This is a genomic window from Pseudomonas sp. GW821-FHT01D09, assembly GCF_059422465.1.
The window spans coordinates 95,142-110,677 of sequence record NZ_JBWKWY010000014.1 but is presented as its reverse complement, the minus strand read 5'-3'; the positions used below and the strand labels follow the sequence as shown (position 1 = coordinate 110,677).

The window sequence follows — 15,536 nt, the reverse complement described above, 5'->3', positions numbered from 1 at the left end:
CCGTCGAGAGAATTGAATCAATGCCGCACATTTTGATCGTCGAAGACGAAACCATTATCCGCTCTGCCTTGCGTCGCCTGCTTGAACGTAATCAGTACCAGGTCAGCGAAGCCGGCTCGGTGCAGGAAGCCCAGGAGCGTTTCAGCATTCCCACATTCGACCTGATCGTCAGTGACCTGCGCCTGCCTGGCGCACCGGGCACCGAACTGATCAAGCTGGGCCAGGGCACGCCGGTGCTGATCATGACCAGCTATGCCAGCCTGCGCTCGGCCGTCGACTCGATGAAGATGGGTGCGGTGGACTACATCGCCAAGCCTTTCGACCACGATGAGATGCTCCAGGCAGTGGCGCGTATCCTGCGTGACCATCAATCGGCCAGCAGTGCCCCGGCGGAACGGCCAGCCGGCAAGGCCGCCAGCGACAAGCCCGGGGTCGACAACAGCAATGGCGAGATTGGCATCATCGGCTCCTGCCCGCCCATGCAGGACCTGTACGGCAAGATCCGCAAGGTGGCGCCCACTGACTCCAATGTCCTGATCCAGGGCGAGTCCGGCACCGGCAAGGAGCTGGTAGCCCGCGCCCTGCACAACCTGTCCAAGCGCGCCAAGGCACCGATGATCTCGGTGAACTGTGCGGCGATCCCCGAATCCTTGATCGAGTCCGAACTGTTCGGCCACGAGAAAGGGGCCTTTACCGGCGCCAGCGCCGGGCGCGCAGGCCTGGTGGAAGCGGCGGACGGCGGCACGCTGTTCCTCGACGAGATCGGTGAACTGCCCCTGGAAGCCCAGGCGCGCCTGTTGCGGGTGCTGCAGGAGGGCGAGATTCGCCGGGTCGGGTCGGTACAGTCGCAAAAAGTCGACGTGCGCCTGATTGCAGCGACCCACCGAGACCTGAAAAGCCTGGCAAAAATCGGCCAGTTCCGCGAAGACCTGTATTACCGCCTGCACGTGATCGCCCTCAAGCTGCCGGCCCTGCGTGAACGCGGTGCCGACGTCAACGAGATTGCCAACGCGTTCCTGTTGCGCCAGAGCGCGCGGGTCAACCGTACCGACCTGACGTTTGCCGCCGACGCCGAACAAGCCATCCGCCATTATTCGTGGCCAGGTAACGTGCGCGAGCTGGAAAACGCCGTGGAGCGGGCCGTTATTCTGTCGGAGAGCCCGCAGATCTCCGCCGAGCTGCTGGGCATCGATATCGAACTGAGTGACCTGGACGATGACGATTTCATTGGCCTTGCACCACAACAGGGCGGCAGCAACACCAGCCATGAGCCCACGGAAGACCTGTCACTGGAGGACTACTTCCAGCACTTCGTCCTGGAGCACCAGGACCATATGACCGAGACCGAACTGGCGCGCAAACTGGGCGTCAGCCGCAAGTGCCTGTGGGAGCGGCGCCAGCGCCTGGGCATTCCACGGCGCAAGACCGGGGTTGCCAGCGAAAGCTGAGACCAGCTCGCACCGGGTAACACCGCAAACGTGAAAAAACTGTTACCTCAGATATTCACGTAACAAAAAGCCGGGGCTTACGGTAACGAAGCCCCGGCTTTTTTTCGCCCGCCGACTACCCAAAAACCGGCCAACCCCCTGATTTTGCTGGCGCTCGCAAAAGTTGGCACGCACCCTGCTATATGCTTAGTACAAAAACAATAAAAAGCACCGAACACCTACAATAAAAATAAGACGAATCGACTCACGCACAATAAAAACAACACGGCGGAGGCGCAGCTAACTGATTCTTTTGGAGAGGCGTTGCATTTGGGGCTTGCCCCGCAACCAGGCCGAGAACAACAAAAACTGCCCTAAGGCAGAGCCTGAACTGGTTGGATCCTTGATCATAGCAACACAGCGACCAAAGCAATCCGTTTGCTCTTGACTCCCGATTGGGAGTGTCATGAAGGTGAAATCTCATGGCAAGGGCGATCAATAAAAACAAGAAGCCCGACATCAATAATAAAAATAGAGCACGCAACTACTTCTGGGGGAGCTTCGGCTCCCCTTGTAGTTTCTGCGATTTGAGCATCCAACCTGCCTTATTTCAGTCTCTGGCTCGACGCTTGCAGCTAGTTCCTACACCATCCCCTGACTAAATGCTAGAATCCCGGCCCATCATGCGGTCATTCTTCGTTATGGCCGAACATTCCTTCAAACAGTGCATCCCATGCTGAAGAAGTTGTTCCAGTCATTCCGTTCCCCCTTGCGTCGTACGCAACACATCCGCAGCACGCCTGAAGTGCTCAACAGCAATCAACATTCGCTGCAGCGCGCTCAGTTCAGCCGTTATGCGGTGAACATCGTCGAACGCCTGCAGAACGCTGGCTACCAGGCCTACCTGGTCGGTGGCTGCGTGCGCGACATGTTGCTCAACATCACGCCCAAGGATTTCGACGTCGCTACCAGCGCCACACCCGAACAGGTACGCGCTGAGTTCCGCAATGCGCGGATCATCGGGCGGCGCTTCAAGTTGGTGCATATCCACTTTGGTCGCGAGATCATCGAGGTCGCGACCTTTCGCGCGGGCCACCCGCAAAACGATGAAGAGGAAGACAGCAACCAGTCTTCCCGCAACGAAAGCGGACGCATCCTGCGGGACAATGTGTACGGCACCCTGGAAGAAGACGCGCAACGTCGCGACTTCACCATCAATGCCCTCTATTACGATCCGGTCAGCGAGCGCATCCTCGATTACGCCAACGGCGTGCACGATATTCGCAATCACCTGATCCGTCTGATCGGCGACCCCACGCAGCGTTACCAGGAAGACCCGGTGCGCATGCTGCGGGCCGTGCGGTTTGCCGCCAAGCTGAACTTCGGCATCGAGAAACACACCGCCGCGCCGATTCGCAAGCTGGCGCCGATGCTGCGGGAAATCCCCTCGGCGCGCCTGTTCGAGGAAGTGCTCAAGCTGTTCCTTTCCGGGCATGCCGCCGACACCTTTGAAATGCTGGTGGACCTGCAGCTGTTCGATCCACTGTTCCCGGCCAGCGCCGATGCACTGGAACACAACCCGACGTACACCCACACGCTGATCAGTGAAGCGCTGATCAATACTGACCTGCGGATCAAACAGAACAAACCGGTCACCCCGGCGTTCCTGTTTGCCGCCCTGCTCTGGCCGGCGCTGCCCGCCCGGGTTCTGCGCCTGCAGAACCGTGGCATGCCGCCGATTCCGGCGATGCAGGAAGCCGCTCACGAACTGATCGCCGAACAGTGCCAGCGCATTGCGATCCCCAAGCGCTTCACCATGCCGATCCGCGAGATCTGGGACATGCAGGAGCGCCTGCCACGGCGCAGCGGCAAACGTGCCGACCTGCTGCTGGACAACCCGCGCTTTCGTGCCGGCTATGACTTCCTGCTGCTGCGTGAAAGCGCCGGCGAGCAGACCGATGGCCTGGGCGAATGGTGGACCGACTACCAGGATGCCAATGACAGCGAACGCCGCGAGATGATTCGTGAACTGAGCAGCAAAGGCGAAACCACGGGCGACGGGCCGAAAAAGCGCCGCCGCAGCAGTGGCAGCAAACGCAAGCGCAGTGCCGCCGATACCTCGGGCGAATAAACCGGTGGAACGTATCTACATCGGCATGGGCAGCAACCTTGCTGCCCCGCAGCAGCAATTGCGCAACGCCATCGAGGCGTTGGCGCAGTTGCCGAACACCACACTCGTCGGTGTTTCTGCCTTCTATCAAAGCGATTCCCTGCTCCCCGGCCAGCCGCGCTATACCAATGCCGTGGCGGCGCTGGATAGCGCCCTCGCCCCGCTGGAACTGCTCGACGCGCTACAAGCCATCGAGAACGATCAGGGCCGCGAGCGCCTTGAACGCTGGGGCCCACGCACCCTGGACCTGGACATCCTGCTGCTGGGTAAACGCCTGATCGATGAGCCGCGCCTCAAGGTGCCGCACTATCAAATGCATCTACGAGCGTTTGTGCTGTATCCGCTGGCTGAACTGGCGCCTGCCACTTTGCAACTGCCTGACGGCCGCCTGCTCAGTGATCTGCTCGCCGGATGCCCGTTCGTCGGCCTCGAACGCCTCCCTCAATCCCTGTAGGAGCTGGCTTGCCTGCTCCTACATTGATCTTCAGCGCCAGCCAAAAAGCGTTCCAGCCTGCTGAATCGCATCAGTAACAGCGGTAACACCTCCCTCGTAACAATGCGGTAACACATCCAATTGACTTCCAGAGTCCTCCTCACGACTATAGGCGTCCCGCTGCCGCCAACCCGGCGCTGAAGGGCGCAATCCAGGCCTTATAAGCACTGCTCTGAAGAAAGTGCGCCTGTATAAACGAAGACTCACGCGCGTTACTCGCTGTTTCCAAGCGCCTGAACGAGGACCCTTTTCATGCCAGACATTACCCTGACCACCTTGCAGAGCCTCAAACTCAAGGGTGAAAAAATCGCCATGCTGACCTGCTATGACGCCACGTTCGCCCAGGCTTGCTGCCAGGCCGGCGTCGAGGTGTTACTGGTAGGCGACTCCCTGGGCATGGTTCTTCAAGGGAATGACAGCACCCTCCCCGTCACCACTGATGAACTCGCCTACCACACCGCCAGCGTCAAGCGCGGTAACAATGGCGCCTTCATCATTGCCGACCTGCCGTTCATGGGCTACGCCACCCTCGAACAGACCTTCCAGAATGCCGGCAAGCTGATGCAGGCCGGTGCGCACATGATCAAGATCGAAGGGGCCGTGTGGCTCGCCGAGTCGATCCGCCTGCTGGCCGAACGCGGCGTACCAGTGTGCGCGCACATGGGCCTGACGCCACAGTCGGTGAATATCCTCGGCGGCTACAAGGTCCAGGGCCGCAATGAAGCCCAGGCGCGACAGATGCGGGCCGATGCCATCGCCCTGGAGCAGGCCGGCGCCGCAATGATCGTGCTCGAATGCGTGCCAAGCGAACTGGCGGAAGAAATCACCCAGGCCGTGAAAATCCCGGTGATCGGTATTGGCGCGGGCAGCGCGACTGACGGCCAGGTCCTGGTGCTGCACGACATGCTCGGCTTGACCCTCACCGGTCGCGCGCCCAAGTTCGTGAAAAACTTCATGGCCGGCCAGGACAGCATCCAGGCCGCGCTGAGCGCCTATGTGGCCGAAGTCAAAGCCGTTACCTTCCCGGGCCTCGAACACGGATTCTCTGCATGAACACCGTCAAAACCCTGCGCGAACTGCGGGCCGCCGTCACTCACGCGCGCAGCGCCGGCAAGCGCATCGGCTTCGTGCCGACCATGGGTAACCTGCATGCCGGCCACGCCACACTAGTGACACGGGCCGCCGAACAAGCCGACTTCGTGGTGGCGAGTATTTTCGTCAACCCCTTGCAGTTTGGCGCCGGCGAAGACCTGGACAAGTACCCGCGCACCCTGGCCGCCGACCAGGAAAAGCTGCTGGTGGCGGGCTGCAACCTGCTGTTCGCGCCCACGGTTGACGAGATGTACCCAGGCGGCATGACGGTGCAGACCCGGGTCAGCGTGCCACAACTGTCCGAAGGCCTGTGCGGCGCCAGCCGTCCGGGTCACTTCGAGGGCGTGGCGACGGTGGTGAGCAAGTTGTTCAACATGGTCCAGCCTGACCTGGCAGTGTTCGGGCAAAAGGACTACCAGCAACTGGCGGTGATTCGCGCCATGGTGCGCGACCTGAACATGCCGATCCAGATCATTGGCGAGCCCACCGTGCGCGCCGAGGACGGCCTGGCGCTGTCCTCGCGCAACGGTTACCTGACGCAAGAACAACGCGCCATTGCGCCGGTGCTGTACCGCAGCCTTAGTCATATCGCCGCCGCCATTGAGAATGGCGAGCGCGACTATGCCAAGCTGCGCGCCGAGCAGGTCCAGCACATCGAGGCTGCCGGCCTGCGCCTGGACTACCTGGAAGTTTGCCAGGGCCAGCATCTGCGCCCGGCAACCGCCGAGGATCGTGATGTGGTGATCCTGGTCGCCGCGTACCTGGGCGCGACCCGGTTGATCGACAACCTGCACCTCAACCTCAGCGTTTAAGCCTGGCAATATCCTCATGTGGGAGCGGGCTTGTCGGGTCGCCGCATCGCCGCGATGGCGGACTGTCAGTCGATGTATTTGTCGCTGACCCACCACCATCGCGGGCAAGCCCTAATGCCAGTCAGTTAAGCCTTTTTGTAGGAGCGAGCTTGCTCGCGAAGAACTTGAGAGCGCCGCGTTTACCTAGCAAACACGCGTTATCGTTGACGTCCTTCGCGAGCAAGCTCGCTCCTACAGAAAGCAGAATCCGCTTAACTGACTGGCATTAGGGCAAGCCCGCTCCCACATTCGGTTTGTAGCGCCTCCCAGGCCCCGGTATAAAAAAGTACCGGCCTGTGCGCAGACAAAGCCAAGACATATCGACACGCTAGGTTTAATGTAAACGCCCGACGCTAGTGTTGGCGTTGACACATTCGACCGGAACCCGCCGTTTCTCAGTGCCTGCTTGATAAAAGTCGGACGTTCCGGACATTCAAGTGTCCCAAAAGTAGTCCCAGTAATAAAAAGGAAACCCGCAGCGATGGCGTATTACCGCACCCCTCATGACGTTACCGCTCTGCCCGCCTGGCAAGCGCTCAATCAACATCGCCAAGCCATGCAGGATTTCAGCATGCGCGACGCGTTCAATGCCGATCCCCAGCGCTTTACCCAGTTCACCTTGAGCAGCTGCGGACTGTTCCTCGATTACTCGAAAAACCTGATTACGTCTGAAACCCGCGACCTGCTGGTGGACCTGGCCAACGAAGTCGACCTCAAAGGCGCCATCAAGGCGCTGTTCGACGGCGAACCGGTCAACTCTTCGGAAGGCCGTCCGGCGCTGCACACTGCGCTGCGCCGTCCGGTGGGCGACAAATTGTCGGTCAATGGCACCAATATCATGCCCGACGTGCACAAGGTGCTGAACCAGATCACCGACCTGGTGGGCCGTATCCATGACGGCCTGTGGCGCGGCTACACCGAGAAGCCGATCACGGACGTGGTCAATATCGGCATCGGTGGTTCGTTCCTCGGCCCGGAGCTGGTCTCCGAAGCGCTGTTGTCCTACGCCCATAAAGGCGTGCGCTGCCACTACCTGGCGAATATCGATGGCAGTGAGTTCCACGAGCTGACCCAGAAGCTGCGCGCCGAGACCACGCTGTTTATTGTCTCGTCGAAATCCTTCAACACCCTCGAAACCCTGAAAAACGCCCAGGCCGCCCGCGCCTGGTACCTGGCCCAGGGTGGCTCGGAAGCCGAGCTGTATCGCCACTTCATCGCCGTGTCGAGCAACAACGCGGCGGCCGTGGCCTTCGGTATCCGCGAAGAGAACATCTTCCCGATGTGGGACTGGGTCGGTGGCCGTTACTCGCTGTGGTCGGCCATCGGCTTGCCGATCGCCCTGGCCATTGGCATGTCCAACTTCAAGGAACTGCTGTCTGGCGCCTACACCATGGACCAGCACTTCCAGAACGCCCCGTTCGAGCAGAACATGCCCGTGCTGCTGGGCCTGCTGGGTGTGTGGTACGGCAACTTCTGGGGTGCGCAGAGCCATGCGATCCTGCCGTATGACCACTACCTGCGTAACATCACCAAACATCTGCAGCAGTTGGATATGGAATCCAACGGTAAGAGCGTGCGCCAGGACGGCACGCCGGTTGCCACCGACACAGGCCCGGTGATCTGGGGTGGCGTGGGTTGCAACGGTCAGCACGCTTATCACCAGTTGCTGCACCAGGGCACCCAGTTGATCCCGGCCGACTTCATTGTGCCGATCGTCAGCTTCAACCCGGTTTCCGACCATCACCAGTGGCTGTATGCCAACTGCCTGTCCCAGAGCCAGGCGTTGATGCTCGGCAAGACTCGCAGCGAAGCCGAAGCCGAACTGCGTGACAAAGGCATGGCCGAAGACCAAGTGCAGAAACTGGCCCCGCACAAGGTGATCCCGGGCAACCGCCCGAGCAACACCCTGGTGGTCGAACGGATCAGCCCGCGCCGCCTGGGCGCGCTGGTGGCGATGTATGAGCACAAGGTGTTCGTGCAGAGCGTCATCTGGGGCATCAACGCCTTTGACCAATGGGGCGTGGAGCTGGGCAAGGAACTGGGCAAGGGCGTCTACAACCGCCTGACGGGCGCCGAGGAAACTTCGGCCGACGATGCCTCCACCCAGGGCTTGATCAACTACTTCCGTGGTCGTCACCGCGGTTGATGTGATCGACACTACAATCAGGGATTGAACCTGCACAAGCGCCCCCTGTGGAAACTGGCTTGCCAGCTTCCACAGGACCCGCCTTGAGTTCTTGTATCTATAAAACAAGAAGAGGGATCCCTAATGTTCGATATCAGCCAGTTTCCCCATGCCAATGCAGTGCGCCAAGCCGCGCAACTCAGTCAAGAGGACTACCAGCGCCTCTATCGTCAATCCATCGAACACCCCGATACTTTCTGGGCCGAACAGGCCAAGGCGCTGCTCGATTGGAGCACACCCTGGCAGACCGTCCAGCACTGCGATATCAACAGCGGTGCCGCGCAGTGGTTTGCCGGCGGCCAGTTGAACGTCAGCTACAACTGCATTGACCGTCACCTGGCACAACGTGCCGATCAGCCGGCCTTTATCTGGGAAGGCGACGATCCTGCAAAATCCTCCAGAATCACCTACCGCCAACTTCATCAAAACGTCAGCCGCCTGGCCAATGTGCTGAAAAGCCGTGGCGTGAAGAAAGGCGATCGGGTGTGTATCTACATGCCAATGATTCCACAAGCCGCCTACGCGATGCTGGCCTGCACGCGGATTGGCGCGGTGCACTCGGTGGTGTTTGGCGGGTTTTCACCCGATGCCCTGCGCGACCGCATTCTGGATGCCGACTGCCGCACCGTGATCACCGCCGACGAAGGCGTGCGCGGCGGCAAGCCCGTGGCACTGAAACAGAATGTCGACAAGGCCCTGGCCAGTTGCCCGAATGTCACGACGGTGCTGGTGGTGGAGCGCACAGGCGCCGCCGTGGCCTGGACCGAGGGGCGCGACCTCAAGTATCAACAGGCTGTGGACGCGGTCAGCGGCGAGTGCCCACCCGAGCCGATGGGCGCCGAAGACCCGTTGTTTATCCTTTATACCTCCGGCAGTACCGGCAAGCCCAAGGGCGTGCTGCACACCACCGGCGGCTATCTGCTGCAGGCGGCGATGACCTTCAAATACGTGCTCGATTATCGCGAGGGCGAAGTGTTCTGGTGCACCGCCGATGTCGGCTGGGTCACTGGCCATAGCTATATCGTGTACGGGCCACTGGCCAATGGCGCCACCTCCCTGATGTTCGAGGGGGTGCCGAGCTACCCGGACAGTTCGCGTTTCTGGCAGGTGATCGACAAGCATCAGGTGAATATTTTCTACACCGCGCCCACCGCCCTACGGGCCTTGATGCGCGAGGGGCCAGGCCCCCTGAAAAGCACCTCCAGGGCCAGCCTGAGAGTGCTCGGCAGTGTCGGCGAGCCGATCAACCCGCACGCCTGGGAGTGGTATTTCAATGCCGTCGGCGAGCAACGCTGCCCGATTGTCGATACCTGGTGGCAGACCGAGACCGGCGGCATCATGCTCAGCCCGCTGGTCAGCGCCCGGCGCATCAAGCCCGGCTGCGCCACGCAGCCGATGTTTGGGGTGCAGCCGGTCTTGCTCGACGAACAGGGCCAGGAAATCAGCGGCGCCGGCAGTGGTGTCCTGGCGATCAAAGCCAGCTGGCCGGGGCAGATCCGCAGCGTGTATGGCGACCCGCAGCGGATGGTCGACACCTACTTCAAGCCCTACCCCGGCTACTACTTCACCGGCGACGGCGCACGGCGTGACGAGGATGGCGACTACTGGATCACCGGGCGCATCGATGATGTGATCAACGTCTCCGGCCATCGCATCGGCACCGCCGAGGTGGAAAGCGCGCTGGTGCTGCATGACCAGGTGGCGGAGGCCGCCGTCGTCGGCTATCCCCATGACATCAAGGGCCAGGGCATCTATGCCTTTGTCACGCCGATAAAAGGCGTCGAGCCCGACGACGCGCTGAAAAAACACCTGCTGAAACTGGTCAGCCAGGAAATCGGTAGTTTCGCCAGGCCCGAGCTGATCCAATGGGCGCCGGCCTTGCCCAAAACCCGTTCAGGCAAGATCATGCGGCGTATCCTGCGCAAGATCGCCTGCAATGAGCTGGACAGCCTGGGCGATACCTCGACCCTGGCCGATCCCAGCGTGGTCGACGGCCTGATCGACAAGCGCCTGAACCGATAGGAACCCCCAAGCCGCCATGGAATTTCTGCGCAACCGTATCGAAGCCCAGTTGATGAGCCTGACAGGTCTGTCCCTGGGCAACCTGGACCTGGAAAACCCCAAGGGCGACCCAGGCCTGTTCGGGCCGGCCTCTGTCAGCTGGAAGGTCCATGGTGACTTCAGCAGCATGCTGATCGGCGGCATCAGCGCCTTGATGCTGCAAGCCCTGCATCCCTTGGCGCTGGCCGGGGTGTGGGACCATTCCAACTTTCGCCAGGACATGCTCGGGCGCCTGCGGCGTACTTCGCAGTTTATTTCCGGCACCACCTTTGGCTCGCGTCGCGATGCCGAGTGGCTGATCGAAAAAGTGCGCACCATCCACCTACAAGTGGTCGGGCACGCACCGGATGGGCGCCCCTATGCGGCCAGTGATCCGCAATTGCTGACCTGGGTCCATGTCGCGGAAGTCAGCAGCTTTCTCGCGGCGCACCTGCGCTACAAAAACCCGGACTTATCGCCCAGGGACCAGGACCGCTACTACAGCGAGATTGCCCTGGTCGCCGAACAACTGGGGGCTCGGCATGTGCCGCGTTCACGGCAGGAAATTTCTGATTATCTGCAACGTATTCGCCCGCAACTGCTGTGTGACGAACGCAGCCGTGAAGTGTTGCGCCTGTTGCTCAATGCCCCGGCGCCCAGCGTGCTGGCCAAGCCGTTCGGCGCACTGATGATGCAGGCCGGCATCGACCTGCTGCCGGACTGGGCCAGCGACATGCTGGAGCAACAGCAAAGCCCGCTGCAACGCCAACTGGTGCGCGCCGGGGTCAAGCGCAGTGCGCCCCTGTTGCGCTGGGCGATGCGCAATGGCTCGGTGCAACGGGCCCACCGGCGGATGGGCTTGCTGTAACGACGCAACCCCTTGTAGGAGCTGTTAAACTTGCGCGCTTCAATTCCCCAGCAAGGCGCGCTCCATGTCGTCCCTGAATCAGGCGCTGCGCGCCGCCCTCGACCATCGCCAAGACCTGCTCGCCGAGCTGCATGCCCAAGGCACCGACTGTTACCGGCTGTTCCATGGCAGCCAGGAAGGCGCCGGTGGCTTGACCATCGACCGTTACGGCCCGCAATTGATGGTGCAGAGCTTTCACCAGTCCCTGGACAGCCAGGCGCTGCTGCAATTGCACCTGATGATCAACCAGTACCTGGGCCTGGAATTGCTGCTGGTCTATAACGACCGCTCCCGAGGCAACTCGCGTATCGACCGGGAAGACACGGTATACCGCGCCGAACCTGCCGCCCTGGAGGACCTGGTCGGCCACGAGTGGGGCCTGAACTATCGCGTGCGCGGCCGCCACCCCGGGCAGGACCCGCTGCTGTTCCTGGACCTGCGCAACACCCGCGGCTGGGTCAAGGCGCACAGTGCCGGCAAAAGCGTGCTGAACCTGTTTGCCTACACCTGCGGCGTGGGCCTCAGCGCCGCCGCCGGCGGGGCCCGCGAGGTGTGCAACCTGGACTTCGCCGAGGGCAATCTGGCGGTCGGTCGCGAAAACGGCGAATTGAACCCGCAACTCACGCCCATGACGTTTGTACAGTCCGATTACTTCCCGGCCATCCGCCAACTGGCCGGGCTGCCGATCACCCAGCGTCGCGGGCAAAAACTGCCCAGCTACCCGCGCCTGGAGCAACGGCCATATGACCTGGTGCTACTCGACCCGCCGGCCTGGGCCAAGAGCGCCTTTGGCACCGTGGACCTGCTGCGTGACTACCAGAGCCTGCTCAAGCCGGCATTGCTGGCCACCGCCGACAATGGGGTGCTGATCTGCTGCAACAACCTGGCAAAAGTCAGCATGGATGACTGGCGCGAGCAGGTCTTGCGCTGCGCCGAAAAGGCTGGCCGGCCCGTACGCGACTGGAAAGTGATGACACCCGGCGCCGACTTTCCCTCACAAGACCAGCAACCCCCGCTGAAGACTTTAATCCTACAACTGTAGGATTGCCCTGAAAGAACTGGGTTATCGCAATAAAGGCGCGGTTCTTCGGAACCGCAAACCCGTGCCATACTCCAAGGCACTCCTGATCGACATAGATGGCGTCACCCATGCCCAAAGGATTGATTCGCGCCGTAGGCGCCTTGCTGACCGCCCTTGCACTCTACAGCTTGCTGGGCTTTTTGATTCTGCCCGGTATAGCGCTGCGTGTGGCCAACCAACAGTTGGCCAACTACGCCACCGTGCCGGCCCGTATCGAGCGTATCGAGCTCAACCCGTTCAGCCTGGAGCTGACCCTCTGGGGCCTGAAAATCGGTGACCCCGGCAAGGAACAGGTCGGTTTTGAACGCCTCTACGCCAATCTGCAGATCGACAGCCTCTGGACACGCGCCCTGCACCTGGCCGATGTGCAGTTGGACAAGCCGAAGAGCGAAATCCTGTTCGATAAGGCCGGCACGCTCAACCTGGCGCAACTGTTCAAATTGCCGCCAAGCGAACCGACGCCCGACGCCCCCGAAAGCAAACCCTTCCCGCTGCGCATCGAGCGCATCAAGCTGGCAGGCGGCTACGTGCATTTTGAAGACTTGCGCCCCAGCGAGCCCATTGAGTTTCTCTACGACAAACTCGACTTCGAGCTGAAAAACCTCAGCACCCTGCCCGAAGACAATGCCGACATGACCCTGGTCGCTGCCGGCCCAGAGGGTGGGCAGATCGACTGGACCGGCAATTTCAGCCTGGTGCCGATCGCCTCCGAAGGCAAGCTCAAGGTCACGGATGGCAAGATGAAGGTCTGGTGGCCCTATGTGCGCGACGCCGTGCCATTGGTTCTGGAAAATGGCGTGCTCAATTTCAGCACCGACTACAAGCTCAACCTGGCCAAAGAAACCGAACTGAACCTGACCAACGTCTCCGCGAGCATCGCGCCCTTCGCGATCAAGGCCCCGGATGGCCGGCCACTGGCGCGCCTGGAGCGCCTGGATATCAGCGAAACCTCGATCGACCTGGCCAAGCAGCAAGTGATCGTGGGCAAGATCCGCAGCAACAAGCTCGAAACCTGGGCCGCCCGCGAAGCCGACGGCCAACTGGACTGGCAGAAACTGTTCGCCAGCCAGCCGAGCAAGCCGGCCACCCAGCCGGAGCCAGCAAGCACTCCCGCCACCGCCGACTCGCCCAAACCCGAGCCGACCGCGCCAAGCAAGCCGTGGCAAGTGCTGCTCAAGGATGTGCAACTGCGCAACTACCAGGTGCACCTGGCCGACCGTCAGGTAAAACCTGCGGTGGCGCTGGAATTGGGCCCGCTGAATGTCGATGTGCAAGACTTCGACAGCCTCAACCAAAGCCCCTTCACGCTGAAAATCGACAGTGGCCTGGGCAAGCAAGGCAAGATCCAGGCAAGCGGCCAGGTCAACCTGAACCCGGTCAGCGCCAAATTGAAGGTCGACACCAAGGATATCGACCTGCGGGTTGCCCAGGCCTACATCAGCCCCTTTATCCGCCTGGAACTGCGTAGCGGCATGCTGGGCAGCAACCTGGATGTGAACCTCAAGAGTACCGAGCCCCTCGCGCTGCAAATCACCGGCCGCGCGCAAGTGGATCAATTGCACACCCTGGACACCCTCAAGACCCGCGACTTCCTCAAGTGGCAGCGCCTGGTGGTGGAAGGCTTGAACTACCAGCACGGCAACAGCTTGTCGATCGACAAGATCAACCTGCTGCAACCCTATGTCCGCTTTATGATCAACGATGATCGCACCACCAACGTCGATGACCTGCTGATCCCACAACCAGCCGACAAAGGCAGCCAATCAGCCGCCAAATCCGGCGCGAGCAACGAAAAGCCCCTGGGCATCCGTATCGGCCAGGTCGCAATCAACGATGGTTCGGCCAACTTTGCCGACTTCAGCCTCACCCCCAACTTCGCCACGGCCATCCAGCAACTCAACGGCCAGATCGGCACCATCGACAGCCGCCAGGCCAAGCCGGCCAGCGTCGACATCAAGGGCAAGGTCGACCGTTACGCCCCCGTGACCATCAAGGGCAGCGTGAACCCGTTTGACCCGATGGCCGCGCTGGATATCGCTACCAGCTTCAAACGCGTCGAGCTGACGACCCTGACACCGTACTCGGGCAAATTCGCCGGGTTCCGTATCCGCAAGGGCCGGCTCAACCTGGACCTGCACTACATCATCACCAAAGGCCAGTTGAAGGCCGAGAACAAGGTGGTGGTGGAGCAACTGCAACTGGGCGAGAAAGTCGACAGCGCGGACGCGGTGGACCTGCCGATTCGCCTGGCGATTGCCCTGCTCAAGGACACCGACGGCAAGATCTCCATCGAGCTGCCGGTGACCGGTGACTTGAACAACCCGCAATTCAGCGTGATGCCGATTGTCTGGCAGACCCTGCGCAACCTGGTGGTACGCGCGGCGACGGCGCCCTTCAAGTTTATTGGCGGGTTGGTGACCGGTGGCGGCTCGGAAGATTTGGGCAACGTATCGTTCGCCGCAGGCTCCAGCGCGCTGAGCAAGGACGCCGAGTCGGCCCTGAACAGCCTCGCCAAGGCCCTCAAGGAGCGCCCTGCCCTGCGCCTGGAGATCGAAGGGACCGCGGCAGCCAGCAGCGACGGTCCGTTCCTGGCCGCCGAGCGGCTTGAGCGTGAGTATCAGTACAACTACTACAAGATACTCCAGCGCCGTGGCGATAAAGTCCCGGCCCAGGCGTCGTTGCTTGAAGTCCCGGAAAAGGAAAAAGCCCCGTTGCTCGAAGGCATCTATCGCACCCGCTTGAAGCAACAGCCACCGGCTGAGTGGAAGGACCTGGGCAGCGATGAACGCACGGCGAAGCTGCGCGAGGGCGTGATCAAGTTCTGGAGCGGCAGCGACGTGCTGCTGCGCCAACTCGGCCAGGACCGTGCCAGTACGATCAAGGACTATCTGGTCGACAAGGGCCAGTTGGAAGATGACCGGGTGTACTTCATCGATGCCAACCTTGGCCAGGCAGAGAAAGATGGCCGGGTTGTTACCCCAATGCACCTGGATGCCGAGTAACTACCAGGCACCAGAAACCCAAATAATGTGGGCGCCGGGCTTACCCGCGATAAGGCCAGTGAAAGCAGCACAAGACCTGCTGGCACGTTCGGCAAGCTTTAAATTTTTATTGCCTGAGTGATCGCCATCGCAGGCAAGCCAGCTCCCACAGTTGACCGCGCTCATCCTGAATAAACTCGATCAATGTGGGAGCCGGGCTTGCCCGCGATGAGGCCAGTGGGAGCAGCACAAGACCTGCTGGCACGTTCGGCAAGCTCTAAATTTTTATTGCCTGAGTGATCGCCATCG

10 protein-coding genes are annotated in these 15,536 nt (G+C 61.1%); all 10 read left to right on the top strand.

Annotation, left to right across the window (positions count from 1 at the left end; genetic code table 11):
- Nucleotides 1-20: 20 nt before the first annotated feature.
- The 10 genes from AC07W7_RS14875 (at nucleotide 21) to AC07W7_RS14830 (ending at nucleotide 15,248) form a co-directional block, all read left to right on the top strand.
- Nucleotides 21-1,448: a sigma-54-dependent transcriptional regulator gene (locus AC07W7_RS14875; RefSeq protein WP_076965041.1), complete on the top strand. Its 1,428-nt coding sequence runs from the start codon at nucleotides 21-23 to the stop codon at nucleotides 1,446-1,448.
- Between the two features lie 712 nt (nucleotides 1,449-2,160).
- Entirely contained in the window at nucleotides 2,161-3,558 is a 1,398-nt protein-coding gene (locus AC07W7_RS14870; protein WP_076965043.1) for a polynucleotide adenylyltransferase PcnB, read from the top strand.
- A gap of 4 nt (nucleotides 3,559-3,562) precedes the next feature.
- Nucleotides 3,563-4,051, top strand: coding sequence for a 2-amino-4-hydroxy-6-hydroxymethyldihydropteridine diphosphokinase (folK, locus tag AC07W7_RS14865; RefSeq protein ID WP_099170033.1), 489 nt, complete (start codon nucleotides 3,563-3,565; stop codon nucleotides 4,049-4,051).
- 291 nt (nucleotides 4,052-4,342) lie between these two features.
- Nucleotides 4,343-5,143 (top strand): 3-methyl-2-oxobutanoate hydroxymethyltransferase, encoded by an 801-nt coding sequence (gene panB / locus AC07W7_RS14860; RefSeq protein WP_076965045.1) that lies wholly within the window; start codon nucleotides 4,343-4,345, stop codon nucleotides 5,141-5,143.
- Nucleotides 5,140-5,994 carry a pantoate--beta-alanine ligase gene (gene panC, locus AC07W7_RS14855; protein ID WP_495039591.1) on the top strand — a complete coding sequence of 285 codons (855 nt, stop codon included), beginning with the start codon at nucleotides 5,140-5,142 and terminating at the stop codon, nucleotides 5,992-5,994. Before panB ends, panC begins: the two co-directional genes overlap by 4 nt.
- A 520-nt stretch (nucleotides 5,995-6,514) precedes the next feature.
- Nucleotides 6,515-8,179 carry a glucose-6-phosphate isomerase gene (gene pgi, locus AC07W7_RS14850; protein WP_099170031.1) on the top strand — a complete coding sequence of 555 codons (1,665 nt, stop codon included), beginning with the start codon at nucleotides 6,515-6,517 and terminating at the stop codon, nucleotides 8,177-8,179.
- Between the two features lie 123 nt (nucleotides 8,180-8,302).
- A complete protein-coding gene (gene acs, locus AC07W7_RS14845; RefSeq protein WP_495039590.1) occupies nucleotides 8,303-10,240 on the top strand; it encodes an acetate--CoA ligase in 1,938 nt (645 codons plus the stop codon).
- Nucleotides 10,241-10,256: 16 nt separating this feature from the next.
- Nucleotides 10,257-11,126 carry an oxygenase MpaB family protein gene (locus tag AC07W7_RS14840; RefSeq protein WP_076962750.1) on the top strand — a complete coding sequence of 290 codons (870 nt, stop codon included), beginning with the start codon at nucleotides 10,257-10,259 and terminating at the stop codon, nucleotides 11,124-11,126.
- Between the two features lie 64 nt (nucleotides 11,127-11,190).
- The gene (locus AC07W7_RS14835; protein ID WP_495039589.1) at nucleotides 11,191-12,207 is read left to right on the top strand and encodes a class I SAM-dependent rRNA methyltransferase; all 1,017 of its coding nucleotides are present in this window, start codon (nucleotides 11,191-11,193) and stop codon (nucleotides 12,205-12,207) included.
- A gap of 107 nt (nucleotides 12,208-12,314) precedes the next feature.
- Nucleotides 12,315-15,248, top strand: coding sequence for a DUF748 domain-containing protein (locus AC07W7_RS14830; RefSeq protein WP_495039588.1), 2,934 nt, complete (start codon nucleotides 12,315-12,317; stop codon nucleotides 15,246-15,248).
- The last annotated feature ends 288 nt before the right edge of the window (nucleotides 15,249-15,536 follow it).